The sequence below is a fragment of the Psychrobacter phenylpyruvicus DSM 7000 = NBRC 102152 genome, assembly GCF_000685805.1.
GTDB lineage: Bacteria > Pseudomonadota > Gammaproteobacteria > Pseudomonadales > Moraxellaceae > Psychrobacter > Psychrobacter phenylpyruvicus.
This window is the reverse complement of the sequence record NZ_JMKP01000023.1, coordinates 1-24,494: the sequence shown is the minus strand read 5'-3', so window position 1 is coordinate 24,494 and position 24,494 is coordinate 1. Positions and strand designations below refer to the sequence as shown.

General features: G+C 42.8%; 23 protein-coding genes, 2 tRNA genes and 1 pseudogene. 18 read left to right on the top strand and 8 right to left on the bottom strand.

The genetic code is table 11. From position 1 onward, the window contains the following. Positions 1 to 42 precede the first annotated feature (42 nt). The 6 genes from atpA (at position 43) to G561_RS0109460 (ending at position 7,516) form a co-directional block, all read left to right on the top strand. Positions 43 to 1,587, top strand: a complete 1,545-nt coding sequence (gene atpA, locus G561_RS0109485; protein WP_028859346.1) for a F0F1 ATP synthase subunit alpha — start codon at positions 43 to 45, stop codon at positions 1,585 to 1,587. Between the two features lie 94 nt (positions 1,588 to 1,681). Next, positions 1,682 to 2,560: a F0F1 ATP synthase subunit gamma gene (gene atpG / locus G561_RS0109480; RefSeq protein ID WP_028859345.1), complete on the top strand. Its 879-nt coding sequence runs from the start codon at positions 1,682 to 1,684 to the stop codon at positions 2,558 to 2,560. Between the two features lie 39 nt (positions 2,561 to 2,599). Beyond that, the gene (gene atpD / locus G561_RS0109475; protein ID WP_028859344.1) at positions 2,600 to 4,027 is read left to right on the top strand and encodes a F0F1 ATP synthase subunit beta; all 1,428 of its coding nucleotides are present in this window, start codon (positions 2,600 to 2,602) and stop codon (positions 4,025 to 4,027) included. A 153-nt stretch (positions 4,028 to 4,180) separates the two neighbouring features. After that, a complete protein-coding gene (locus G561_RS0109470) occupies positions 4,181 to 4,597 on the top strand; it encodes a F0F1 ATP synthase subunit epsilon (protein WP_028859343.1) in 417 nt (138 codons plus the stop codon). Positions 4,598 to 4,825: 228 nt separating this feature from the next. Next, on the top strand, positions 4,826 to 5,542 hold the full coding sequence (locus tag G561_RS0109465) for a response regulator (protein WP_373277695.1): 717 nt from the start codon (positions 4,826 to 4,828) through the stop codon (positions 5,540 to 5,542). Between the two features lie 282 nt (positions 5,543 to 5,824). Next, the gene (locus G561_RS0109460) at positions 5,825 to 7,516 is read left to right on the top strand and encodes an ATP-binding protein (RefSeq protein WP_028859341.1); all 1,692 of its coding nucleotides are present in this window, start codon (positions 5,825 to 5,827) and stop codon (positions 7,514 to 7,516) included. Between the two features lie 193 nt (positions 7,517 to 7,709). Here the strand turns inward: G561_RS0109460 and G561_RS0109455 are convergent, their stop codons facing one another. Further along, the gene (locus tag G561_RS0109455; protein WP_028859340.1) at positions 7,710 to 9,161 is read right to left on the bottom strand and encodes an ATP-binding protein; all 1,452 of its coding nucleotides are present in this window, start codon (positions 9,159 to 9,161) and stop codon (positions 7,710 to 7,712) included. Positions 9,162 to 9,281: 120 nt separating this feature from the next. On the opposite strand from G561_RS0109455, the gene rpsP reads away from it, so the two are divergent. The 6 genes from rpsP to uvrC all read left to right on the top strand — a co-directional run bounded on the left by rpsP (position 9,282) and on the right by uvrC (position 15,651). Next, a complete protein-coding gene (gene rpsP / locus G561_RS0109450) occupies positions 9,282 to 9,545 on the top strand; it encodes a 30S ribosomal protein S16 (protein ID WP_028859339.1) in 264 nt (87 codons plus the stop codon). Between the two features lie 89 nt (positions 9,546 to 9,634). Beyond that, entirely contained in the window at positions 9,635 to 10,165 is a 531-nt protein-coding gene (gene rimM / locus G561_RS0109445) for a ribosome maturation factor RimM (protein ID WP_028859338.1), read from the top strand. 110 nt (positions 10,166 to 10,275) lie between these two features. Then, the gene (gene trmD, locus G561_RS0109440) at positions 10,276 to 11,037 is read left to right on the top strand and encodes a tRNA (guanosine(37)-N1)-methyltransferase TrmD (RefSeq protein ID WP_028859337.1); all 762 of its coding nucleotides are present in this window, start codon (positions 10,276 to 10,278) and stop codon (positions 11,035 to 11,037) included. A 261-nt stretch (positions 11,038 to 11,298) separates the two neighbouring features. Continuing rightward, positions 11,299 to 11,724, top strand: coding sequence for a 50S ribosomal protein L19 (gene rplS, locus G561_RS0109435; RefSeq protein ID WP_028859336.1), 426 nt, complete (start codon positions 11,299 to 11,301; stop codon positions 11,722 to 11,724). A 284-nt stretch (positions 11,725 to 12,008) separates the two neighbouring features. Beyond that, positions 12,009 to 13,520, top strand: a complete 1,512-nt coding sequence (locus tag G561_RS0109430; RefSeq protein WP_028859335.1) for a DUF3360 family protein — start codon at positions 12,009 to 12,011, stop codon at positions 13,518 to 13,520. Positions 13,521 to 13,806: 286 nt separating this feature from the next. Beyond that, the gene (uvrC, locus tag G561_RS0109425) at positions 13,807 to 15,651 is read left to right on the top strand and encodes an excinuclease ABC subunit UvrC (protein ID WP_028859334.1); all 1,845 of its coding nucleotides are present in this window, start codon (positions 13,807 to 13,809) and stop codon (positions 15,649 to 15,651) included. Between the two features lie 120 nt (positions 15,652 to 15,771). On the opposite strand, the gene G561_RS0109420 is transcribed toward uvrC, so the two are convergent. The 6 genes from G561_RS0109420 to G561_RS0109395 all read right to left on the bottom strand — a co-directional run bounded on the left by G561_RS0109420 (position 15,772) and on the right by G561_RS0109395 (position 20,402). After that, on the bottom strand, positions 15,772 to 16,494 hold the full coding sequence (locus G561_RS0109420) for a hypothetical protein (protein WP_028859333.1): 723 nt from the start codon (positions 16,492 to 16,494) through the stop codon (positions 15,772 to 15,774). 89 nt (positions 16,495 to 16,583) lie between these two features. After that, a complete protein-coding gene (gene fabF, locus G561_RS0109415; protein WP_028859332.1) occupies positions 16,584 to 17,936 on the bottom strand; it encodes a beta-ketoacyl-ACP synthase II in 1,353 nt (450 codons plus the stop codon). A gap of 80 nt (positions 17,937 to 18,016) precedes the next feature. Beyond that, a complete protein-coding gene (locus G561_RS0109410) occupies positions 18,017 to 18,433 on the bottom strand; it encodes a hypothetical protein (protein ID WP_028859331.1) in 417 nt (138 codons plus the stop codon). A 125-nt stretch (positions 18,434 to 18,558) separates the two neighbouring features. After that, entirely contained in the window at positions 18,559 to 18,918 is a 360-nt protein-coding gene (locus G561_RS0109405) for a SirB2 family protein (protein WP_028859330.1), read from the bottom strand. Positions 18,919 to 18,967: 49 nt separating this feature from the next. Then, positions 18,968 to 19,291, bottom strand: a complete 324-nt coding sequence (locus tag G561_RS0109400; RefSeq protein WP_028859329.1) for a BolA family protein — start codon at positions 19,289 to 19,291, stop codon at positions 18,968 to 18,970. A gap of 301 nt (positions 19,292 to 19,592) precedes the next feature. Next, complete coding sequence (locus G561_RS0109395) at positions 19,593 to 20,402, bottom strand: M48 family metallopeptidase (protein ID WP_037032105.1); 810 nt, start codon at positions 20,400 to 20,402, stop codon at positions 19,593 to 19,595. A 351-nt stretch (positions 20,403 to 20,753) separates the two neighbouring features. On the opposite strand from G561_RS0109395, the gene G561_RS0109390 reads away from it, so the two are divergent. Continuing rightward, positions 20,754 to 20,829, top strand: a tRNA-Gly gene (locus tag G561_RS0109390). A gap of 103 nt (positions 20,830 to 20,932) precedes the next feature. Then, positions 20,933 to 21,008 (top strand) — tRNA-Gly (locus tag G561_RS0109385). 400 nt (positions 21,009 to 21,408) lie between these two features. Here G561_RS0109385 and G561_RS0109380 read toward each other — a convergent pair. Beyond that, the gene (locus tag G561_RS0109380; RefSeq protein WP_028859327.1) at positions 21,409 to 21,651 is read right to left on the bottom strand and encodes a helix-turn-helix domain-containing protein; all 243 of its coding nucleotides are present in this window, start codon (positions 21,649 to 21,651) and stop codon (positions 21,409 to 21,411) included. 195 nt (positions 21,652 to 21,846) lie between these two features. On the opposite strand from G561_RS0109380, the gene G561_RS0109375 reads away from it, so the two are divergent. From G561_RS0109375 to G561_RS0109360, 4 genes and pseudogenes are all read left to right on the top strand, one after another. Beyond that, the gene (locus tag G561_RS0109375; protein ID WP_028859326.1) at positions 21,847 to 22,062 is read left to right on the top strand and encodes a hypothetical protein; all 216 of its coding nucleotides are present in this window, start codon (positions 21,847 to 21,849) and stop codon (positions 22,060 to 22,062) included. A gap of 17 nt (positions 22,063 to 22,079) precedes the next feature. Further along, a pseudogene (locus G561_RS14385) lies at positions 22,080 to 23,228 on the top strand (Arm DNA-binding domain-containing protein); the annotation flags it as partial. A 304-nt stretch (positions 23,229 to 23,532) separates the two neighbouring features. Then, positions 23,533 to 23,820, top strand: a complete 288-nt coding sequence (locus G561_RS0109365) for a hypothetical protein (RefSeq protein ID WP_028859325.1) — start codon at positions 23,533 to 23,535, stop codon at positions 23,818 to 23,820. A gap of 425 nt (positions 23,821 to 24,245) precedes the next feature. After that, positions 24,246 to 24,494, top strand: a 249-nt coding sequence (locus tag G561_RS0109360) for a transposase (RefSeq protein WP_028859324.1), incomplete at its 3' end; no start/stop codon positions are given.

Below are 24,494 nucleotides of genomic sequence, written 5' to 3'. Positions count from 1 at the left end.
CGGCGAGTAAGCAGGCAATCACAAATTAAAGGAAACAAGGCAATGCAACAATTGAATCCAGCAGAAATCAGTCAACTGATTAAGCAGCGAATTCAAGACCTTGATACAGGTGCAACCGCTAAGAATGAAGGCACTATTGTCAAAGTATCTGACGGTATTGTACAGATTCATGGTCTTGAAGATGCAATGTACGGTGAGATGATTGAGTTTGAAGGCGATGTCTATGGTATGGCATTGAACCTTGAACAAGACTCCGTAGGCGCGGTTGTTTTGGGTGATTACCTAGGTCTTCAAGAAGGTCAAAAAGCTTACTGCACAGGCCGTATTTTAGAAGTACCAGTAGGTCCTGAATTATTAGGCCGCGTGGTTGACGCTTTAGGTAACCCTATCGATGGTAAAGGCCCTATCAACGCTCAGCTAACTGATAAAGTAGAAAAAATTGCTCCAGGTGTTATTGCCCGTCAATCAGTTGATGAGCCTGTAATGACTGGTTATAAAGCAGTTGATACCATGATTCCAATCGGTCGTGGTCAGCGTGAGCTTATCATTGGTGACCGTCAGACTGGTAAAACAGCTTTAGCTATTGACGCTATTATTGCTCAGAAAGATTCTGGTATTAAGTGTGTGTACGTGGCCATTGGTCAGAAACGTTCTACCATTGCTAACGTAGTACGTAAGCTGGAAGAAACAGGCGCATTAGAATACACCACAGTTGTTGTTGCTTCAGCTTCTGAGCCAGCAGCGCTACAGTATATCGCTCCATACTCAGGTTGTACTATGGGTGAATACTTCCGTGACCGCGGTGAAGACGCATTAATCGTTTATGATGACCTATCAAAACAAGCCGTAGCGTATCGTCAGATTTCACTACTATTACGTCGTCCACCAGGTCGTGAAGCTTATCCAGGTGACGTTTTCTATCTTCACTCACGTTTACTAGAGCGTGCTTCACGTGTAAACGCAGAATATGTTGAAGAGTTCACCAAGGGTGAAGTAAAAGGTAAAACTGGTTCTTTAACTGCTCTACCAATTATTGAAACGCAAGCAGGTGACGTATCTGCATTCGTACCAACCAACGTAATTTCGATTACAGATGGTCAGATCTTCTTAGAATCAAGCTTATTTAACTCAGGTATTCGTCCTGCGGTTAACGCTGGTATTTCAGTATCACGTGTTGGTGGTGCTGCTCAGACTAAGATCATCAAAAAGCTATCAGGTGGTATTCGTACCGCATTGGCTCAGTACCGTGAGTTGGCAGCGTTTGCTCAGTTCGCCTCTGACCTAGATGATGCTACTAAGCAACAGTTAGAACACGGTGAGCGTGTGACTGAACTGATGAAACAGAAGCAGTATGCTCCAATGTCAGTTGCTGAACAAGCCGCAGTTATCTATGCTTCTAACGAAGGTTATTTATCTGATATCCCAGTTGAAAAAATCGGCGCCTGGGAAGCAGCTTACCTACGTTACATGTATGACGAACAAGCTGATCTTATGAAAGAAATCAACGACACTGCAAATTACAATGATGATATTGCAGGCCGTTTGAAAGCTTCAGTGGAAACGTTCCTACAAAACCACACGTTCTAAATAATCAAAGGTGCGATTAGTGAAGCTAATCGCACTATTTGAAATGTGTGTAATAGATTAACCCTCATTTAAACCCCGCCGAATTGGAAATGTTATGGCAAGTTTAAAAGAAATTCGTGCTAAGGTTACTAGCATTAAAAGTACGCAGAAAATTACGCGTGCGATGCAGATGGTAGCCGCCAGTAAAATGCGCCGTGCTCAAGAGCGTATGGAAGTGGGTCGTCCTTATTCTGATAATATGCGTCGTGTGGTATCACACTTAGTAAACGCCTCTTCAGATTATAAGCACCCTTATATGACTAGCCGTCAGGTAAATCGTGTAGGCTATATTTTAGTGACTTCTGATCGTGGTTTGGCTGGTGGATTGAACATCAACTTGTTTAAACAGTTGATGCATCATGTTCAAGAATTTCAAGACCAGTCTGTGCAAGCTGAGTTTGCTGTAATCGGCTCTAAAGGCGTTAGCTTTTTCAAGAGTTTTGGCGGCAAAGTTACTTCAGCAGTCACTGATTATGGTGATAATCCTAGCTTTGAGCAATTAAATGCTCCGGTTCAAGCCATGCTTGATGATTATGCCAAAGGTCACTTAGATCGCATTTATGTGGTTTACAATAAGTTTGTAAACGCAATGACACAAAAGCCAATGATTAGTCAGCTGGTTCCATTACCGCAGGATGCTATTGATTCAGACTCAGGTATCCGCACGGAAATCAACTGGGACTATATCTACGAGCCTGATGCCAAGACACTTGTCGATGGTTTACTTGGCCGTTATATCGAGTCTATCGTATATCAAGCGGTCATGGAAAACATTGCTTCAGAGCAGTCAGCACGTATGGTAGCGATGAAAGCCGCTACGGATAATGCTGGTGACCTAATTAATGATTTACAGTTAGTTTATAACAAGCTGCGTCAAGCGGCAATTACCCGAGAGATTTCGGAAATTGTCGGCGGTGCTGCTGCTGTTTCCTAATTGACATACCTATATTTTTAGAAGTTCAAGGAGAACGCCATGAGTAGCGGTCGTATAGTACAGATTATTGGCGCAGTTATTGACGTCGAGTTTAACCGCACTGACGTGCCTCAAATTTATGACGCGTTAGTTGTAGATGGTACCGAAACCACCCTAGAAGTTCAGCAGCAGCTGGGCGATGGTGTGGTACGTACTATTGCAATGGGATCTACTGAAGGTCTTAAGCGTGGTTTACCAGTAACAAACACTGGTGCCCCAATTACAGTTCCAGTAGGTGATGCGACTTTAGGTCGTATTATGGACGTTTTAGGTCGTCCAATTGACGAACAAGGTCCAGTTAATTCTGAAGACCATTGGTCAATCCACCGTCAAGCGCCATCATATGATGAGCAAGCTAACAGTACTGACCTATTAGAGACAGGTATTAAAGTAATTGACTTACTTTGTCCGTTCGCTAAAGGGGGTAAAGTTGGTCTGTTCGGTGGTGCCGGTGTTGGTAAAACCGTAAACATGATGGAATTGATTAATAACATCGCTCTTAAGCACTCAGGTTTATCAGTATTCGCTGGTGTGGGTGAGCGTACTCGTGAAGGTAACGACTTCTACCACGAGATGCAAGAAGCGGGTGTTGTTGACGTTGAAAACTTCACCAACTCAAAAGTTGCGATGGTTTATGGTCAGATGAATGAGCCACCAGGTAACCGTTTACGTGTTGCGTTAACCGGTCTGACTATGGCTGAGTACTTCCGTGATCAAAAAGATGAAAACGGTAAAGGTAAAGACGTTCTATTATTCGTTGATAACATCTACCGCTACACGCTAGCCGGTACTGAAGTATCAGCACTTCTAGGTCGTATGCCATCAGCAGTAGGTTATCAGCCAACACTAGCGGAAGAGATGGGTGTACTACAAGAGCGTATTACTTCAACTCAGACTGGTTCTATTACTTCTATCCAAGCGGTATACGTACCTGCGGATGACTTGACGGATCCATCACCAGCTACTACGTTCGCTCACTTAGACGCGACAGTTGTACTAAGCCGTGATATTGCTTCACAAGGTATTTACCCTGCGATTGACCCACTAGACTCAACTTCACGTCAGCTTGATCCACTAGTAATCGGTGAAGAGCACTATAACGTAGCTCGTGGTGTTCAGGAAGTTCTACAGCGCTATAAAGAGCTGAAAGACATCATTGCAATCTTGGGTATGGATGAGCTTTCAGAAGAAGATAAGATGGTGGTATACCGCGCTCGTAAAATCCAGCGTTTCTTATCACAGCCATTCCACGTAGCAGAAGTATTCACCGGTGCACCTGGTAAGTACGTATCACTACGTGACACCATCTCAAGCTTCCGTGATATCTTAGACGGTAAGTACGATGATCTACCAGAGCAAGCTTTCTACATGGCGGGTAGCATCGATGAAGTTGTGGCGAAAGCTGAAAAAATGAAGTCTGCAGCGTAACTTAATCGCTACAGCTCAAGTAGATAGTCGTTAAATAAGCATGACAAAGTTGGAGACAACTTTGTCATGCTTACCGAGATATTAAATTATCACCTATCCAAGTTTGATGTTAATATTAATTAGCAAGTTAATGAGTTTATAACGGAGAGTCGCATGGCAACCTTACAGTGCCGAGTAGTTAGTGCTCGTGAAGAGATTTATACTGGTGAGATCAGTATGTTAATTGCGACGGGTATTGAAGGTGAAGTGGGTATTTTAGCGGGTCACACCCCACTTATTACACTATTGAAGCCGGGCTCAATGAGAATCCAATTACCAGATGGTAGTGAAGAAGTTATCTATGTTTCTGGTGGGGTCTTAGAAGTTCAGCCTAAGCTTGTCACTGTACTTGCAGACACTGCAGTACGTGCACATGACTTAGACGAAGCGAAAATTATTGAAGCTCGTAAACAAGCAGAACAAATGCTTGTCAACCAGTCTGAAACTTTACAGACAAACGCTGCACTGGCTTCACTTGCAGAGTCTGTGGCACAGTTACAAACGATCAGAAAATATCGTAACCGTGCGTAAGGTAATCTACGCCAGCCAGCGTCAACTGTTGAGTATGTGTTAACTGCTTATCAAAATAATCAAACAGCCTATACTAGGCTGTTTTTTTATATGCTAATATTAAGTATATTACTAATTACATTATGGCTCAATGTATATATACTTAGCTTGTAATAGTTTATTAATATATCAACTTGAACACGTTAAAAAAGATCCTGATTAAGGTTTCATTTTTTTGAGGAAATAATAATGTCTATAGGTGAAGAAGAACAAACCCCACGAATTTTGATCGTTGAAGATGATGAGCGTCTGGCCATGTTAACCCAAGATTATTTGGTTAAGAATGGTATGGATGTCGCTATTGAGACGGATGGTAACCGTGCCATTCGCCGTATCATTAATGAACAACCTGACTTGGTTGTGCTAGATGTGATGTTGCCAGGTAGTGATGGTCTAACGGTCTGCCGCGAAGTACGTCCTCATTATCACAGCCCAATCTTGATGTTAACTGCTCGTACAGAAGACATGGATCAAGTATTGGGTTTAGAAATGGGTGCTGACGACTACGTTGCTAAGCCTGCACAGCCACGCGTACTACTGGCTCGTATCCGCGCTCTATTACGCCGCTCTGAAAACGCTCCTTCTGAAGAAGTACCACAGCGCCTAGAGTTTGGTGAGCTGGTTATCGATAATGGTGGCCGCTCAGTTACTCTAAACGGTGAGTTGGTTGACTTTACTAGCGCTGAATATGACCTTCTGTGGCTATTGGCTTCTAATGCAGGTCGTATCTTATCTCGTGAAGATATCTTCGAGCGTTTACGTGGTATTGAGTACGATGGTCAGGACCGTTCAATTGACGTGCGCATTTCACGCATTCGTCCGAAGATTGGTGATGATCCAGAAAATCCAAAACGTATTAAGACTGTTCGTAGTAAAGGCTATTTGTTTGTTAAAGAAGGCAGCTAAGCCCTCTTTCTTACACACAAACTATAAGGTGAGGAATCACTGATTACTCATTCTTTATAAAAGGTCAGCTTTATGCTGACCTTTTTATTATTTATAATTTTGATACTAGCACTACATTAGTGACGATATTTCTACAAATTTATTTTCATAACAACAAAATATAAAATTATATAGGGTGATTAACGCTATATAATTTAGACAGGACTCTGGACAGTTGCATAGGTAGGTTAACTGGTCAATTTAGGGTAAACTAGAACAAAAATTAAACTTATTAGATGTCGTATGCCAATATTCTCATCCTTAAAACACAGTATTTTTCTACGTATTTATGCAGGACTACTATTGGTCTGTTTGTTTGTGGCACTTTTTGCTCAGCTATTGGTAGACACTATTAATAAAGAGCGGGTTCAAGCCTATCGAGAAAACGTGGCTACCGGCGCCCTGTATCTGGTTAGCTCTGGGCTGCAACGACAGTCATCACAGACCCAACGTGAATATTGGCTCAACGATATCAGTCAATTATTTGGCAATAATTTTAGTATTCAGCCTCAGTCGAAGATTGATTTTAAAGCCAGTGAACTAAAGCGTTTAGAAGAGAATAAAACTGTAGTTCGTTATGTGGCCCAGCCTACTTATGCCGATATTTTTCATCCCATTGAGGGCGAAGATAACGTCATCACCGTACGCATCAGTAAAGTTACCGAACAGCAAGTTCGAGCAATGGCAGTATTGCTACTGAATGATTTGTCCTACTACAAGGACTTACCAAGCAAAAGACAGCGTCTTGATGAAATCTCTAAGCAGTTTGCCTTCCCTTTGAGTATTGAAAATATTGTTGATTTAGAATTGGATGACGATCAGCTGCGCCGTTTAGATAGAGATGAAGTGGTGATGCTGTTTCGGGACAGTACCCGCTCCGATGACTCTTCTATTAAAATCATTGCGCCGTCCGAACTAGAAAATATGGCAGTGGTCATTGGTCCGGTCAGTTTGTTTAAATGGTTTCCGTTTAATCTGATTATTAGTGTGGTATTAATCAGCATGTTCCTCATTAGTTTGGGGGTTTATGCGTTAATTTTCCCACTAGAGCGCAAATTACAATTGATTCAATCTGGGGTCAATGAGGTCGGTGATGGTAATTTAGATACTCGAGTGCAGGTAGTGGGCCAAGACGAAATTGCTCGTTTGGCGGCTACCTTTAATGCTATGACCGAGCATATTAAACGTCTTATTGAATCTCAGCGGGAGCTGACCCGTGCGGTATCGCATGAGTTAAGAACCCCTGTAGCTCGTATTCGATTTGCAGTAGACATGTTGGCGGATACTGACGATCAAGAATCGCGTGAGATGCAGCGTGACTATATTGACGAAGATATTGAAGCCTTAAATGGTTTAATTGATGAGATTCTGACCTACGCTAAGCTGGAAGAGGGCTCCCCTAAACTGGATCTTGAGCCGGTTAGCTTAAAAGAGCTGGTGGATCAAATTGTACGTGAGACCAATGCTTTAGGTAAGCCTATTGAAGTCGTTGGTATTTCACCTTCAGCGAAGGTAACGGCTGTGGCGGACAGACGTTACTTACACCGCGTGGTGCAGAACTTAGCGGGTAACGCGCTACGCTACGCTGAGTCAAAAATCATCATCAGTGCCGGAGTACGCAAAGGCGAAGCGTACGTCAGTGTAGAGGATGATGGCCAAGGTATTCCTGAAGAGGATAGAGATAAGGTGTTTGTGCCTTTTGCGCGCTTGGATGATAGTCGTACCCGTGCTTCAGGGGGTTATGGGCTAGGGCTTTCGATTGTGTCAAGAATTGCCTTCTGGTTTAACGGAAATATGTCGGTTGATGAAAGTCCAAAACTGGGTGGGGCACGCTTCACCATGCGCTGGCCAATCAAGCCATTGGCGCAAACCATTTCTGCAGATCAATTCACCCAAGAAAAAGGCGCTCGCAAAATTATTGAAAGTGAGGACTAGCTCACGCTCAGTGCATCAGCAGCTACTCACCACTTCAATAGTTAGAGAGTTGGCCCGTCACTAATCTGTGAGCCTTAGCATAAAAGTTTAACGGCTACATACAGTAGCAAAAGCCCAAGGTAGACTGCCTTGGGCTTTTTTGTGGCTGTAACAGACATTAACTAACCGCTATAAACCTTATTACCGCTTCAAGCTAATCTTGGTCTGTAGCCTCTGCATTCTCATTCTCTAGGTCAGAATGAGACTGTGACACTAAGGGGATTCGTATACAGACTTGCAGCCCGCCTTCAGGGTGGTTAATGGCTTCAACCGTACCATGGTGTAGCGCTGTGATGCGTTGTACGATGGCTAAACCCAGTCCACTACCTTGGGTGGTGCGAGCCGATTCACCACGCTCAAAAGGCTGCATAATGCGTTCTAAATGGTCGTTGGCTACCCCAGGACCACAATCACGGACACAGATGATAAGTTGCTCTTTGGCCTTGCGCACCATACCAGGCGTAGAGACGGAAGTTTCATCATCAGGATCGACCTGTTGTGAGTTGAAAGTTGGGGTGATGGTTGCGGTTAAATAAATAGGCGGTTTGCCATAACGCTGGGCGTTAACGATTAGGTTGATAATGAGGCGTTTAATAGACAAAGGACGCACCGCAACCTCTCGTAGCCCATCGGTTTGGTAAATAAATTCTAACGGCGCAAACTGCACCATCACTTCGCGAAAGATATTGTCCAAGTCTGTAAGACTCACGGCCTCATCGGAGCCGTCTTTCATGAAGGAGATAAACTGCTCTAAGATGGCATCCATATCCTCAATATCGTAGATAAGGCCTTCGCGAAAGAACTCATCAGGCAACATCTCTGCGGTTAAGCGCATCCGAGTTAGCGGGGTGCGCAGATCATGGGAGATACCGGCCAGCATAATGGTGCGCTCTTTTTGCGCCTGGCTTAAGGTACTAAATAACCGATTAAAAGCCATGTTAACGCGGCGTATCTCAGTGGTACCTGAGTTGGTGGGTAGGGTAGTGGCTGTGCCCAAACGAATATAATTGGTGGCCGCTTGTTGCAGCTTACGCAAGGGACGGTTTAATTGACGTACCAATAGTAAAATAGTCAGTAAGGTAAACAGCGGAATACCCAATATAAAGAAGACCAGCGTGCTTGGGCTATATTGTGCATAAAATATAACAGGTTCACGTATCCAAAACTCTGGCGATGCTGTATCCTGAACCCAGAGCTGTGGTGTCGGTTTAAACTTAAAGTAAACCACACTGTCACGGCCGAGCTGTTGGCTGATTTCTTGCTGAATAACATCAGTAAAGAAACCGACCACAGCTTTATCGGAAACATCAGGAAAACGATTGGGATCTTCTACAACCTCAATATGATTATTAGCAAGAATCCATTGTCTAACTTCTTCATTTTCTCCCCAGTGCTCTCGAGTTGCAGTGACTAATTTAAGCTCTGTGGTTAGGTAACGGGCATGGTTTTTTAACTCCGGTAAGTACAAACTTCGCCAAAAAAACCAGATCGATACCCCGACACTAATTATGACCATCAGCATCACGGCAAGTGTCGTCTGCCAAGTGTTTGAATACGGTCTTGAACCGAACCGAGAGAAAAAAGGACGAGTAAAGGCTTTGTTCATTGGGATATCGCTTATAGTATAATGAGAATTACAGTTTTAATTAAGTAAAAGGTTTCCAAGTCATTAGTATTCTGATATAATTATGCCCTTTTTGGTATACCTACGGAAGAGAGAACTCAAATGGTTGTTATTCGTTTAGCACGGGGCGGTGCCAAAAAACGCCCATTCTATCAAGTTGTTGTAGCAGATCAGCGTCGTTCACGCGATGGCCGTTACATCGAAAATCTAGGTTTTTATAACCCACTAGCGAAAGGTCAAGAAACTGAGCTTCGTCTAGATATGGATGCTTATAATGCCTGGATCGAAAAAGGTGCACAGCCTTCAGAGCGCGTTAAAGCATTAGCTAAAGGTTATAAGCCTGCAACTGAAGAAGAAACTGCTTAAGACATAATATGTTTTGCAATGGGATAGTATCTCATTGCACTGCAGTTTTGAGTAATTGTTTTTTTATTAATTGTGGCTGAGCAAGTCTTATGACAACACCAAACGCTGAGAGTCTTATGAAAATAGGACAGCTAAAAAAGCCATACGGCATTAAAGGCTGGTTGTGGGTTTTTAGTGAAACTGAGGAACGAGAAGCTATCTTTAGTTACTCGCCTTGGTGGATGAAGACGGCGACAGGGTTTAAACCACTGACCGTTACAGACTGGCGTAAGCAGGGGTCTGGTATTGTGGCTCAATTTGAGCAAGTGCCTGATCGCAATGTTGCTGAAACCATGAATGGCGTTAGTATTTGGATTGACAAAGACAGCTTACCTGAGACCGAAGAAGACGAGTACTACTGGTCTGATTTGGTTGGCTTAAGTGTTATTAATAAGCAACAGGAATGTCTTGGCACTATCAAAGAGCTGTTTGAAACCGGTGCACACCCGATCATGAAGGTAGTGCCTAGTAAAGACAGTATTGATGATGAGCCACGCATGATTCCTTGGCACAAGCAAACTGTCGATGTGGTCGATTTGGCTGCTGGGCAGATGATTGTAGATTGGGAGCGTGATTTTTAATTACCGACCTTAAGCTTGAGACAACTTAAGCTTTTAGATTTGTGATTGAAATTAACGTTTTTTATTTTTAATCAACTGTCACTATTTTGGCGTTATTTGGAGGTGACCTAATGTATTTTGCAGTCATCACCATTCTGCCTGAAATGTTTACCGCTGTTAGCGAGTTTGGCATTACTGGTAGAGCCGTCCAAAATAAGCAAGTTACTATCGAGTGCATAAATCCTCGAGATTTTACGACAGATAATTATCGCCGTATAGATGAGCGTCCCTTTGGTGGCGGTCCCGGTATGGTGATGATGGCAGAACCTTTGGCCAAAGCCATTGACTATGCCAAGTCGCAAGCCAGCCAACATGGCTGTGCCACAGATGCAGACCATTGCCCAGTTATTTATTTGTCGCCGCAAGGGGATCAATTAAATGAAAAAACGGTGATGGCATTACGTCAATATGATGCAATGATTTTGCTATGTGGTCGTTATGAAGGCATTGATGAGCGACTATTGCAGCGTTACGTTGATATGGAGATCTCAATAGGAGACTTTGTATTGACTGGTGGTGAGCTACCGGCGATGGTATTGATGGACAGTGTGATTCGCAGATTACCCGATGTGATGGGAGATGCAAAGTCCGCTGAGCAAGACTCCTTTGTTGAAGGATTGCTAGATTGTCCACACTACACCAAGCCTCATGAATTTGAAGGTTTGACTGTGCCAGAAGTGCTACTTTCTGGTCACCATGCCAATATCGCAAAGTGGCGATTTGTACAACAAGTTAAGCGTACCAAGCAAAGACGCCCTGACTTGTGGCAGCAATTTACCCCAAACGCAGAGCAGGCCCGCTTGCTCAAAAAAGTTAAAGAAGAAATAAAGTAGACAGGGGATAGACCTGACAGTGCTTTATTTAGCGTTAACTTTATTATTTTATTTATATACAGATTCAAACTAATGATCTTTATTGCAGTGACCCTAGTCACCTTAAGAGCATTAGTGCTATTGGTTCAATATCGATAGCAGTCAAAACCGATTTCTTATTCCTGTTTCTCCTGTAGGCTCTTTATTGAGTCAAGGGGTAATTATTATAAACGGGTGGTATGCGACTTATAGCCTATGCCGTCCCATGTGAGGAGCAATCTCATGAGTAATGTACATCCATTAGTACAAGCAGTTGAAAATTCACAACTACTTGAGCGTCCTAACTTCTCTGCTGGTGATACTGTAGTAGTTCAAGTAAAAGTACGTGAAGGTGAGCGTGAGCGTTTACAGGCTTTTGAAGGCGTGGTAATCGCTAAGCGTAACCGTGGTATTAACTCTGCATTTACCGTTCGTAAAATCTCAAGCGGTATCGGTGTTGAGCGTGCTTTCCAATTACATTCACCAATTATTCATAGCATCGAAGTGAAACGTCGTGGTGCTGTACGTCGTGCGAAACTATACTACTTACGTGAGCGTTCTGGTAAATCTGCACGTATTCGCGAAAAGTTATCTTTACGCCGTGAAGGTGTTCAGAGCAAAACTGACGCAGGCGTTCCAGAAGCAGTTGAAACTGCACCAGGCATCTAAGCTAATCCTAATACTAGGTTAAGCATTAATTAGTTGTATACCAAAAAGAGCTGGTAATCTAACCGTTATCAGGAAAAACCCTCAGTCTGAAAAGATTGAGGGTTTTTCAATTCCTATAATAAACTATATTGAAATAAATCAGAGGGTTAGCCGTAAAATATGCTCGTATTATTTCTCCAGTTAGACTACAATACTCAGTTATATATATTACAACCGTTGTAAATCATGTTGTTTTATTAAACAATCCTGTCGTCAAGGAAGAATTTATTGTATAAGGAGATACTATGAGTAATGACTCATTGCCTAATTCTGGCGGGGCCCCTCTAGAGGAAAATGTTGCTGTATCAGGAAGCTATGAGCAGCTGCATAAACCCAGCTCTAGTTTTGCTAATCGTGATGCTTACCTGAATCATGAACTACAAATCATGCAGCCTAAGCGCTGGCGACCCAACCTCCCATTCCGCGATTATCGTTTTGAATATGAAGATGCCATTCCAGCTTTAGCTGCAACTATTGGTAAAGTGGTTATGGTAGGTGCTATTGCAGCAACTTTTGCTGGTGCCTTAAATTTAGGCGATGCCTTTATTCTAGAAAACGTGCGTTATGAGCTATTGATCGTCTCATTCTTCGTTATTTTATTCTCCGGTTTTCTACTTCCTACTGCTAACTTAGCCGGTACCCACGGCCCATTAATTCCGCTGATTCCTATTGTGGTTATGGCCGGTGGCCACCCTATGGCCTTTGGTTTATTAATTGGTCTATTTGGAATGTTATTGGCCATTAGTAAAGGGGGGAGCTTGCTGGCAGAGTTGACCAGTAAAGGGGTCTGTGGCGGTCTGCTGCTCTATCTGGGCTTTATTGGGACCACCTCACAGGTGACCAAGCTGCTTAACTGGTCGCAAGACATCAATATGCCACACATCGCTTTTATTGTGATCTTGGGTACTATTGTGTTATACGCCATTTTAGAGAACTACAATAAGCGCTGGTTAGCAGTGCCATTGAGCTGCTTCTTAGGCGGGGCAACAGCCTACTTGCTAGGCGCACCTTTTGCGTTTGAAACAGCGCCAGGTATGCCACACATGAGCCCTATGTATTGGTGGGGTGAGAACACTGGTTGGATGCTGGGTCTGCCAAACTTAGAAAGCTTTATGGTGGTGTTACCCTTTGCGGTATTGGCTGTGGCTATGTGGTCACCAGACTTCTTAGGGCATCAAGTTTTCCAAAAAATCAGTTACCCAAAGCGCACTGAGAAGGTAATTATGGATATTGACGATACCATGACCAGTGCTTCAATTCGCCAGGTTGTGGGCTCTGTACTGGGCGGCGCAAACTTCACCTCGTCATGGGGAACTTATATTGTTCCAGCGGCTATTGCTAAGCGTCCTATCCCTGCTGGTGCTATCTTAACTGCACTACTGTGTATAATTGCAGCTGTCTGGGGCTATCCTATGGATTTGGCCATTTGGGAGCCTGTGATGTGTGTGGCGCTCATTGTGGGGGTGTTTATTCCTCTACTTGAAGCAGGCATGGAGATGACTCGTGAAGGTAAAACCACACAGTCAGCGGCCATCGTGGTATTCGCTTCAGCGCTTGTGAATCCAGCTTTTGGTTGGTCACTGACTATGTTATTAGACAACATGGGTCTGATTGGCTCAAAAGAGCGTAGTGCGGGTCTAAGTAAAATGAGTCGCTGGATTATCCCGGCCGGTATGTTTGTGCTACTAACCGTAGTAATGGCTATGGTTGGTATGTTGCCAGGTATTCCTGCCCTTATGTCAAGTTTTAGACACTAATCTCTGTTGTCAGATAAGATAGCTATTAAGTGAGATTTGAGCTATCAGTAGAAAAGTCGGCTTAGAGCCGGCTTTTTTTATGAGTAATATTCACAATCTTAACTAGCCTATACAATAAGTGTCTTTTTTTGAAATTAATGATTTAAACAGCAGTGGATATAGATAGCCGGAGAATGTTATAAAAATATAGGGCGAGGAAAGTGACTCAACCAGCACTATGCTTGCAATAAGGGTCTCAAAGCCCCATAAATAGGGGTATATTTAATAATTTTTGGTTTTGTGAGTTATGGTGAATAAGTCGACAACGATAGCTGAAGATGATAAACAAGTTCGTCTCAAGCACCTTATTAAGCGCATGCCCAATCTGCCAGGCGTGTATAAGATGCTGGGTAAAAATGGCGATATCTTATATGTGGGTAAAGCAAAATCGCTAAAAAATCGAGTCAATAGCTATTTTGCCAAAACCATTGATCACCCCAAAACTCGGGCGCTAGTCTCACGCATCCATGATATCGAAACCATTATTACCCGCAGTGAGACCGAAGCCTTACTGCTAGAACAAAACCTCATTAAAGAGCACCGCCCGCCTTATAACGTTCTGCTACGTGATGATAAGTCGTATTTGTATGTCTTCATCTCAGCCGATCAGCCTTATCCTAGGTTGGCGTATGGACGCGGTAAAGCTAAGCATCAAAAAGGTAAGTTCTTTGGCCCCTTTCCTTCAGCACATGCGGCCAAAGAAACCTTAACCTTAATGCAAAAGATGTTTCAGATGCGCCAGTGTACCAATACCTTCTTTCGCCAGCGCAAGCGTCCTTGTCTGGAGTATCAGATCAAGCGTTGTCGAGCGCCCTGTGTGGGTTTGGTATCGCCTGAAGAGTATGCCGAGGATGTACAAAACACCATTCGCTTTTTAAAAGGCGACTCTAGTGATATCCATTCTGCTTTAATTGACAAAATGGAAGCGGCTGCTGAAGAGCTAGAGTTTGAAAAAGCCGCTTTCTACCGCGATCAATTATCTATGCTGCGTGAGGTGCAGTCACGGCAAGCGGTCTATACTGTGAAAGGTGAGGCGGATGTTATCTCAATTGCCAGTCAAGCGGGAATGACCTGCGTTAACGTGCTGACGGTGAGTGGTGGGCGGGTATTGGGTGGTAAAAACTACTTCCCTGATGTTGATAGCAGTGAGCCTATTAGCAATAATTTATCGGCGTTTATTACCTCATTTTATTTCCAAGTGACCGATGACTTGCCACCAGAGATTATCATCAGTCACGAGCTACCTGATCAGCAGGCGCTACAAGAAGCATTAAGTACTCATTTTGAGAGTAAGACACTGATTAAGACCAATGTGCGTGAGCACCGAGCAGAGTGGCTAGAGTTGGCGAAATTGAACGCCAATAATGCCTTGAAAACCAAACTTGGCGACTACCTAGAGCTACACGCGCGCTTTGGGGCGCTAAAAGAAGTGCTACAGCCGGTCACCCAAGCCAATATCGATAGAATTGAGTGCTTTGATATTTCGCATACCATGGGTGAGGCGACTATCGCCAGCTGCGTAGTATTTGATCAAGGCGGAGCACGTAAGCGGGATTATCGCCAATACGCCATTCATGGGGTACAAGACGGCGATGATTATGCGGCCATGGCTCAGGCTTTGACCCGTCGTTATAAGAAGCATCCTTTGCCCGACATTCTATTGATTGATGGCGGTAAAGGTCAGCTGAATATGGCCAAAAATGTGCTAACTGAGCTGGGTATCCTAAACGATACGTTGCTGATTGGGGTAGCCAAGGGCGAGGGGCGTAAAGCAGGTCTTGAAGTGCTACACTTCATTGATCATGAGCCGTTAGACTTGCCTATGGACTCAAAAGCGCTGCATTTAATTATGAATATTCGTGATGAGGCGCACCGTTTTGCCATTACTGCACACCGCAAAAAGCGGGATAGACGTCGTTCTTCTTCGGTATTAGAAGCCATTCCTGGACTCGGTGAGAAGCGTCGTCGTGACTTGTTAAATCACTTCGGAGGCTTACAGCAGCTGCTAGGGGCATCGCAGCAAGAGCTGGAGGGAGTAAATGGTATCGGTAAAGTCTTGGCCAATACCATTTATAAAGTACTGCATGAATAGCCTGTAACAGCTTGATGCTATTTAATAGCTAGATGCTAATTGGGCATACTGAGTATTAAGGGCTATTTGTGTTATCAGATGCTACTTATCTAATTAAAAGCTACTTATTTAATTAAAAAGCTATTTGTTATCAAAACGGTTGGCCACTTGCTCACGCAGCCAAGACTTTAAGTCTTCTGACATATTGGCCAGCTGTTCGCTGAGATAATCATCAATACGACTTTCTAGCTCTTTAATGAAGTCAGCATCTAGCTCAGCCTTGGGAGTGCTATTATCGAAGGCAAAGGACGCTGAGGCAGAAATTTCTGCTTCAGTCTCGTCCACTACGGTCGCAGGCTGTGACTCTGAGGTATCAATTGTGGTGTCAGAGGCCTGTGTATCAGACTCTTCAGTATCGGCAGTGGTATCAGTATCTATAGCACTGTTATTATCCACTTCTGCCTCTATGCTGTCCTCTACCAGATCGGTATCTGCTGCTGGCACCACTTGTTGATCAAGATCTATAGTCTCTTCTGCTTGAGCTTGCTGCTCTGTATGTTGCTCTTCATTTAATAAGCGCTCCGCCTCTAATGCTTCAAATTCGGCTCTTTCTGCCTCTAAGCGATCCGCCTCTATCTTCTCAGCTTCAAGGCGAGCTGCTTCTTTTTCAGCAGCCACCTCGGCATTAATAGCGTCAATATGAGCATGCAAATCTGGTACTGTAAATTCGAAGCTCTCTAAGTCAGTGTCCGCGTCAAGCAGTTGCATAATGTCTTCAAACTCTTGTAGCAAGGCGTCTTTAACCGCTTGTGGGGCATTGCTCCAGCGATGAGAGAATTGGTGTGAGAACGCAACTTGTGCCATATTAATGTGTCTCCAGCAGAGTTTGATAGTAAAAAATAAAAGTAATTATGCGATAGAACTTATTTGGTAGAACTTGCGCATTAGACCAATTAATCTACCCAGCGCGCGAAAATCAAAGAGCCATTGGTGCCACCAAAACCAAAGCTGTTAGACATCGTATAGTTAAGATTAGTCACTGAACGGGCTGCATTGGCCACATAATCTAGATGACAGTCTTCATCGACATTGTCTAGGTTGATGGTAGGCGGTACTCTCTGATCCAGTAACGCTTGAATACTAAAAATAGCTTCGATCGCGCCGGCCGCGCCTAACAAATGTCCAGTCATAGATTTAGTTGAGCTAACTAACAGACGGTCTTTGCACGCCTCAAATATACCCTCAATGGCTTTGGATTCAGCCACATCTCCGGCTGGAGTGCTGGTACCATGCGCGTTGATATAGCCAATTTTACAAGGGTTAATCCCCGCATCTTTAATGGCCATAACCATCGCTCTGGCGGCGCCTTCACCGTCGGTTGGCGGGGCAGTAATATGATGCGCATCGTCACTCATACCAAAGCCTGCTAGCTCCGCTAAGATAGTGGCACCGCGGGCCTTGGCATGGGCTAGGCTTTCTAGTACCAATACTCCCGAGCCGTCTCCTAATACAAAGCCATCACGGTCTTTGTCAAATGGGCGGCTGGCACGAGTGGGGTCGTCATTGCGAGTAGATAAAGCGCCCATGGCAGCAAAGCCTGCCATACCCAGAGGGCTAGAGCCTTTTTCGCTGCCCCCGGCCAACATAACATCACAGTCACCATAAGCGATTAAACGAGCTGCTAGTCCAATAGCATGAGCGGCAGAAGTACAGGCTGTTGCGGTCGCTAAATTGGGGCCGCGTAAATTATGTTTAATGGCCACCATACCAGCGGCCATATTAATAATAGAGCCCGGCAGTGAAAAAGGAGAGACGCGGCGTATCCCCTGATTGGCTAAGGCATCTCGATTGTCTTCTAAAGTTTGTAGCCCGCCAATACCTGCTCCGATAATGACACCGAAGCGATCCGAGTCTACGTTTTGGACCGGAGCCGGATCAGCCGATACCTCTTCAATGAAGCCAGCTTGCTTTAGGGCCATACTAGCAGCAGCCACTCCATAATGAATAAAGGCATCATAACGTCGGGCTTCTTTGGCCGCCATAAATTGACTGGCATCAAAGCCTTCTACGGTGCCTGCAAATTGCGCACGGTAGGTGGAGGCATCAAAGTGGGTAATCGGCTTAATACCAGATTTGCCTTGGATTAAGCATTGCCAAGTGGTGTCCACGTCTAAGCCGAGAGGAGTGACCGCACCCATACCGGTAATCACTACGCGCTGATGATCAGCCCGATTAAAATGAGCCGGCTTACTGCCAACTGCGGCGCTATTTAAAGTTTGGTTTGTATGTGTTGTGGGCTGACTCATGATGTTATTGCCTTATTCCTTAGCCGGTCCTTGTTGCTAAGCTAGACTTGAAAGGGTCGTCAAGCTGTTGATTTTAATAACTAAGATTCGCCATAAATTTTTAGTTTAGCGGCAAATGCACACTGCTTCATACGCGCTGATTGTATCACTGCATCGCGCTCACCGAATAGGCGCGATAGCTTGGCATCGCGTGCGCTATTATTTGTGCTTTTGCCAACACCAATATTAATGTTGGGAGAGATGCCCCAGCGGCCAGCAGACACACCAACCCCAATACCTGTTGTGGTCAATCCTGAGTAGTTTCTACTTTCGGTATTAATATAGGATTGAATACGCTGGTATTCTTGAGACAACGAGGCACAGTTATAGTTCTGATAGGTGCTTGGGGGAATGTACTGCGGTGAGACATTACCAGTGCTGGCACAGCCACTGACAACCAGGATGCTACCAACCACTGCAGCAGAAGTCATTAAAGATTTTACGCTAAGTTTTGGCATAGGAGCTCCTAAGTTCATAATTACTTTAATTAAGATTATACAGTGAATAGGGGCTTCACTTATATATAGAATTATTACCTGTTTTTGGTTAAGAGTGGTGTTACCAGCTATTTAGAGTTGCTAGGCTACATAAAGTTGCCAGGCTTAACAAAAGCTAAGATAAAAATTGCCACGTAAGCAATGAAAGCGATAAAAATTCCAGACTTACTCTGTGCCGGTGTGGCCGTCGCTCTAAAAGCTTTAATACTAGCACTTATTGCGGCTATGAGTAATATAATTTTGGCAGCCACCCATTGTAGTGGGGCATTGGCTGACAGTAGCGGCATGACGTTTAATACCCCTGAGATAATTAACAGGGTATAGACCACATGGCTAGCAATTTTGCCCTTTTTATCCAAGCGAGTACCTTTGGCTATCACTAAATAGCTTTGCCATAAAAAAAGCACTACGGTAATTACCGCCATTAACATATGTAAGTGTTTCATAGTTTCCTCGAGCCAGCTGTCTGGTCAATAAGTTTAGAGATTTTTATTATTAGTTTTTGTTTTGACCAGCGCAAAGGGGGCTGGCAGGCACTGTTTGGGCTTGTTGTTGCCACTCATCTGGGCTATAAGCGTGGATGGCTAAGGCATGAATACTACCACCTTGGCTGGTCATTAATTCATTCATTAACCCATAGATAAGTTGATGCCGAGCAACGTGTCTTTTTCCCTCAAATTCAGGGCTAACCACAGTCAACTTAAAGTGGCTTTCTTTGCCCTCAAAATAACCGGCATGATTGATAGACTCATTAACTAACTCAGTGTGAGTAGGGTTAAGAGCTTCGACGCGCTTTAATATCTCGTTATGGACTTGCATGCCCTTTCTCCTAATGGTCGATATGACTGCTATTGATAGCTAAATAATTAGATAGCTGATTAATTAAACTGCTAATGTACTAAATAAGGGGACCTCTATATTAACAGTTAACAGTAGGCTTGCTCTAGTGGGCGTCTGCAACAGCAGGGAGATTGCTGCTGAGCTAGACTGTTATTTAGCTCATTAATTAGATGGCTTATTTGCACTGAGTCACTGCTTAGGTCGTAGCTATAAAAAAACAGCCTGTGCAAGGCAGCAGGCTGATTTTTTGAATAACAGGTCTTTCAATAGCAACAACCTACTACTTGCTCTTATTATAGTAAGGCATCACTTCAGGAATTAAAGCTTGTAGAGAAGCGATACGGTTAGAGCTAGAAGGGTGAGTGCTTAAGAACTGAGGTGGCTCACCTTGGCTGGCATTTTGCATTTTTTTCCATAAGCTAACCGCAGCATTGGGATCATAGCCTGCTCTGGCCATAAGTACCAAGCCAATCTTATCTGCTTCAGCTTCTTGAGTACGGCTATTGGGGCGGGCAATTCCTAAATCGCCAGCAATGTTTGCTAACTGCGCTTGACCTTGAGATAGACCAAAGATGCTAGCGGCAATACCAATACCAGTCTGAGTGGCATACTGACTTGAGATGCGCTCGCGGGCGTGCTCACGTATAGCGTGTGCCATTTCGTGACCCATAATAGCGGCAATTTCGGCATCAGTTAGATTCAAGCGGTCGATAATACCTGAATAAAACATGATTTTACCACCCGGTAAAACGAAGGCATTTAGTTCATTGGACTTAATGGTATGAACTTCCCATTGCCAGTTTTTGGCATCACCCCGATAAACCTCTGCTTGGTTTATCAGTCTACGGGCAATCCCATTTAGACGATTCAGTTGAGCGGCGTTGGTGTCTAACACTCCTTGTTTACGCGCCTGTTGAAGCAGCTGATTATAGCTTTGCGCTGACATCTGCAGAACTTGATCGTTAGAGACCAATAATAGCTGCTGTCTGTCACTGCCAATAACGCCGGAGTTGGTGGTCGAGCTACACCCAGTCAATGCCATAGCTGATACTGAAGCCACCAAAGTAGTTTTAACTAAAAATTTTTTCATTCCTTTCCTCATTGATCGGTCTACGTCACCTCCCTGTCTCAATCAAAGTCCCTGTGATAGTTGCTAAGGCAGATAGAGAGTTAGGGCGTATGAATTCTGATTATGGCCTAAAGTTTAGCGAATACAGCTTAGTAAAACAGCTATTTATTGTAATTTATATGTTTTATACGTTAAAGAAACATTGTTAATTAGCGAATGTGGCTAAAACAATAGCCCTCATTAAAAAAACAACAGCCCTAATAAAAAAATATAAAAAAAGGGGTTGACAGAATAAAAATATAATCTATAATAGCCCACCTATCAAGAGGCAGTAGCTTTAGTAATTAATACTAGCTTATGCACTCGATCGATGCGGGAATAGCTCAGCTGGTAGAGCACGACCTTGCCAAGGTCGGGGTCGCGAGTTCGAATCTCGTTTCCCGCTCCAAATTTGTTTTAAAGGCTATTATATAGCCCTAGTAAAACCCGGCTATTGACACAGAGTATTTTTAATCTATAATTGTCTAGCTAATAAGCACTACGTACCAAATGCGGGAATAGCTCAGCTGGTAGAGCACGACCTTGCCAAGGTCGGGGTCGCGAGTTCGAATCTCGTTTCCCGCTCCATATTCTAAAGAAGCCTCACTTCATAGTGAGGCTTTTTTTTGTCTTTAAAATCAGTAGATTAATAGGGAATTTTCTATCAGGTATAAAGGAATTTATTAATCATATCTTAACATTAAAAACCTTAGTCGATGGAGACGTGACCAAAACGTGACCCTTTCGTGCCCAAGTAGTAAAACTCCAACCGTAAAATTGACCCCGACCTTTCTATTTTATAGATTGGAATCAAATATTATATTAATAAAAATGTTTTTCCAAATATGACTTCATATTTTGGTAGATTAGATACGTAGCTATCAAAAAAAGCGTGACCAAAACGTGACCAGATAAATAATTTTTTTATTAAAAATCAAATAGTTATAACGTTATTGGACTTCAGTTAAAATTAACCAACTCTCCCCTTTTAATCCTCATTCGATACCTCTCCTTTATCAACTTCCTTAGAGTCTGGCTCATAAACAAATAAGTCACCTACCTGGACATCTAAAAACTCACACAATTGATTTATGGTATTGAAATCAATCCTAGAAGACTCGTCATTATATAGTTTATGAAGAGTTGATTTACTCATGCCTGTTGCTCTCACGACATCTGCTACTCGAAGCCTTTTTTCAGCAAGAATGACGGGGAAATTATTTTTGATCATAAAATTACCTCTTTTCGGGTAAAAATGCTTTACATTGGGGTAAAAAGATTGTATAGTACGTAAATAGAGTAATTATTACCATTAAACAGGTAATAATTATTCGAATAGAAGAATTTATACTTTCTTAAAGTTTAAATTCATTTTACATTCTAGCACTTAATGCAGGTATTTATTAACTGAAAAAAGGTAAAAATTATGAGTAATACATATTTAACAACAGATGAGCTTGCAGAACGTATCAAATACGATCCACGCACAATACGTAATCAACTAAAAGACAGCGTATTAATTGAAAATATTCATTACATACGTCCGTTTGGCGGTAGAAAGATTTTGTATGTTTGGGAGCGTATCGAGGAGGATATGTGCAAGCCAGTAATGAGTACTATTAATGGAATGGCTCTTCAATAATTTTAAGGAGATAAACTATGGCTACTATGAGAGCACGCTTTGGCAAGTTAGTTGTTGATTTTAGATATATGGGGGTACGCTGTAGAGAAAAGACAGCTTTTGCAGATACCCCTGCTAATCGCAAAAAACTAGATAAAATACTTAAAAAGATGGAAGCAGAAATAACGCTTGGAATATTCGATTATGCTGCCTATTTTCCTAAAAGTGAAAAAGCAGAAGAGATGCGGAAGTTATCTGATAGGTCAGAGGCTTGTATCAGTCGTAATCCAAGTTTTAGAGAATTTTCCGATATTTGGTTTGAAGAAAAGATGATTGAATGGCGGCCTTCTTATCGAAAAAAGGTCAAGATTATTCTTAATAAGTACTTGATACCCAGTTTTGGTAATAAAGCAATACACGTTATAAAGAAGCCAGACTTGATGGCCTTCCGTAGCTCTCTCGCCAAAGTTCGTTACGGTAAAGATGGCCAATCAAGTCTGTCGGTAACACGGATCAACGAGATCATGATACCTCTTCGTATGATACTAGAAGAAGCGTCAGAACGCTACGAGTTTGAGATGCCTTTTAAAAATATTAAAAATCTAAAACAGTATCGTCCAACAGTTAATCCTTTCACGTTAAATGAAGTATGGCGGATTATTAATGTTGTACGTAAAGAATTTAAGCCTTATTACACTATAAGATTCTTTACAGGAATGCGTACCAGTGAGATTGATGGACTGACATGGGATTGCGTTGATTTTCATAGAAGAGAGATTTCAATTAAACAGGCTCTTGTAGATGGAGAGCTTGGACCAACTAAGACCGTTGGATCGCAACGTGAAATCATTATGTCGCAAATTGTCTATGATGCTCTGCAAGAACAAAAAAGACGTACTTATGGTAAATCTGATTTTGTTTTTTGTAATAGTCAAGGCAATCCTCTTGAGTATCGCAATGTTAATCGAAGAGTGTGGAAGCCAACTCTTGAGTTATTAGGTCTTAAACACAGACGGGCTTATCAAACTAGACATACAGCAGCAACGCTTTGGCTTGCTGCTGGTGAAAATCCTGAATGGATAGCACGGCAAATGGGACATAGTAGTACAGAAATGTTATTTAGGGTGTATAGCCGTTATGTGCCAGATATTACCCGTCAGGATGGCTCTGCAATAGATAATTTGCTACTTGCCAGTAAGGAGAGGCTTGTCAGCCCACATACAACGAATAGCGACACAAAAGTTATAAATGGTAATCAGTTAGATAGTGACGAGATAAACTCTAATGATAATCATATATCTGGCGACATTACTGAGGTAGAAGTAAGTTTAGAATCTGAATCAGAGGAAGATGCAAAGATAGACACAATCGACACTGGATTTACAGGTTCTGATGTGACGAATAACTTTAGGCCTTTTTATTACTTAAATAGGGTTGCCACCGAACAAGATAAGTCAGTTAATTTTGACCAGAAAGGCGAGGAGCAGACCCATGAAAATAATTAATTATGATGAGCTTCTTGCAGATCACAAACCAAAAGGTTATTTCAGTGATGAAGCCAATAGGCTTGCCAATATATTGATACATGAATATTGTATTCAAAAAGATAATGGACTAGCTCGCTTTTTAGATGTGGATAGTTGTTTTGACGATCATACGGCTCTTAGGGTCTGGGTCCAAAAACAATTAGAGACTCAAGAAGATTATATAACCGATGAGCTGCTTTTAGAGTTGCAAAGTCGACTTTATCAGCTTATTCCACAGACTGACTATCGATAAGGAGAAGAGGTATGAGCTTGAAACTTATCTATAGTCCTATGACGTGTGAAGCTGTCAAACAGCTATGTTAGGATTACTGGTCTTTTGATAATAATGGCGGTTATATTGCCTATGTCAAAAAGCTATGTCAGGAATATAATGTTTCGCCTAATGAGCTTTTCGTAGCTATAAGCACTTGTCATGTTTATATTGATGATGTACGTTGCCAATACTGTGGTAGTTGCTGTCCAATAGAGGTACCTGCTGATATTCCTTATATGCGTTCAAAGACTTCTTGGTTTTGTGAGGCCTGTATTAGCTTTTCAAGAGGGCAGGTATTGGTTGGAAAATAACTAGTTGTTCGATAAAAAAGGCAGAGAGCAAAAAGCGAGACTTTCCTAAACTTTGTGTAACTGCTTATAATCCATAGTAAAGGAGAATAAGCAATGACAAAACAAACAGAACTAAAAAAACTAGCCGAACAAATGGCCAAACACGTTGGCAGCTTTGAAGATATCAAAGCATTTCAAAAACAGCTTATGCAGTCATTTATTGACACTGCCTTAGAAGCCGAGATGGAAGAACATCTTGGCTACCCCAAGCATGAGAAGGCGGATAAGCCAAACAAACGTAACGGTCACACCAAAAAGACAGTACGCAGCGACACAGGCGATCTTGAGATATCCACCCCCAGA

Bases quoted from the DNA above. Each gene is read 5' to 3' on its own strand.
- atpA (WP_028859346.1), top strand. From the start codon at position 43: ATGCAACAATTGAATCCAGCAGAAATCAGTCAACTGATTAAGCAGCGA.
- atpG (WP_028859345.1), top strand. From the start codon at position 1,682: ATGGCAAGTTTAAAAGAAATTCGTGCTAAGGTTACTAGCATTAAAAGT.
- atpD (WP_028859344.1), top strand. From the start codon at position 2,600: ATGAGTAGCGGTCGTATAGTACAGATTATTGGCGCAGTTATTGACGTC.
- G561_RS0109470 (WP_028859343.1), top strand. From the start codon at position 4,181: ATGGCAACCTTACAGTGCCGAGTAGTTAGTGCTCGTGAAGAGATTTAT.
- G561_RS0109465 (WP_373277695.1), top strand. From the start codon at position 4,826: ATGTCTATAGGTGAAGAAGAACAAACCCCACGAATTTTGATCGTTGAA.
- G561_RS0109460 (WP_028859341.1), top strand. From the start codon at position 5,825: ATGCCAATATTCTCATCCTTAAAACACAGTATTTTTCTACGTATTTAT.
- G561_RS0109455 (WP_028859340.1), bottom strand. From the start codon at position 9,161: ATGAACAAAGCCTTTACTCGTCCTTTTTTCTCTCGGTTCGGTTCAAGA.
- rpsP (WP_028859339.1), top strand. From the start codon at position 9,282: ATGGTTGTTATTCGTTTAGCACGGGGCGGTGCCAAAAAACGCCCATTC.
- rimM (WP_028859338.1), top strand. From the start codon at position 9,635: ATGACAACACCAAACGCTGAGAGTCTTATGAAAATAGGACAGCTAAAA.
- trmD (WP_028859337.1), top strand. From the start codon at position 10,276: ATGTATTTTGCAGTCATCACCATTCTGCCTGAAATGTTTACCGCTGTT.
- rplS (WP_028859336.1), top strand. From the start codon at position 11,299: ATGAGTAATGTACATCCATTAGTACAAGCAGTTGAAAATTCACAACTA.
- G561_RS0109430 (WP_028859335.1), top strand. From the start codon at position 12,009: ATGAGTAATGACTCATTGCCTAATTCTGGCGGGGCCCCTCTAGAGGAA.
- uvrC (WP_028859334.1), top strand. From the start codon at position 13,807: ATGGTGAATAAGTCGACAACGATAGCTGAAGATGATAAACAAGTTCGT.
- G561_RS0109420 (WP_028859333.1), bottom strand. From the start codon at position 16,494: ATGGCACAAGTTGCGTTCTCACACCAATTCTCTCATCGCTGGAGCAAT.
- fabF (WP_028859332.1), bottom strand. From the start codon at position 17,936: ATGAGTCAGCCCACAACACATACAAACCAAACTTTAAATAGCGCCGCA.
- G561_RS0109410 (WP_028859331.1), bottom strand. From the start codon at position 18,433: ATGCCAAAACTTAGCGTAAAATCTTTAATGACTTCTGCTGCAGTGGTT.
- G561_RS0109405 (WP_028859330.1), bottom strand. From the start codon at position 18,918: ATGAAACACTTACATATGTTAATGGCGGTAATTACCGTAGTGCTTTTT.
- G561_RS0109400 (WP_028859329.1), bottom strand. From the start codon at position 19,291: ATGCAAGTCCATAACGAGATATTAAAGCGCGTCGAAGCTCTTAACCCT.
- G561_RS0109395 (WP_037032105.1), bottom strand. From the start codon at position 20,402: ATGAAAAAATTTTTAGTTAAAACTACTTTGGTGGCTTCAGTATCAGCT.
- G561_RS0109380 (WP_028859327.1), bottom strand. From the start codon at position 21,651: ATGATCAAAAATAATTTCCCCGTCATTCTTGCTGAAAAAAGGCTTCGA.
- G561_RS0109375 (WP_028859326.1), top strand. From the start codon at position 21,847: ATGAGTAATACATATTTAACAACAGATGAGCTTGCAGAACGTATCAAA.
- G561_RS0109365 (WP_028859325.1), top strand. From the start codon at position 23,533: ATGAAAATAATTAATTATGATGAGCTTCTTGCAGATCACAAACCAAAA.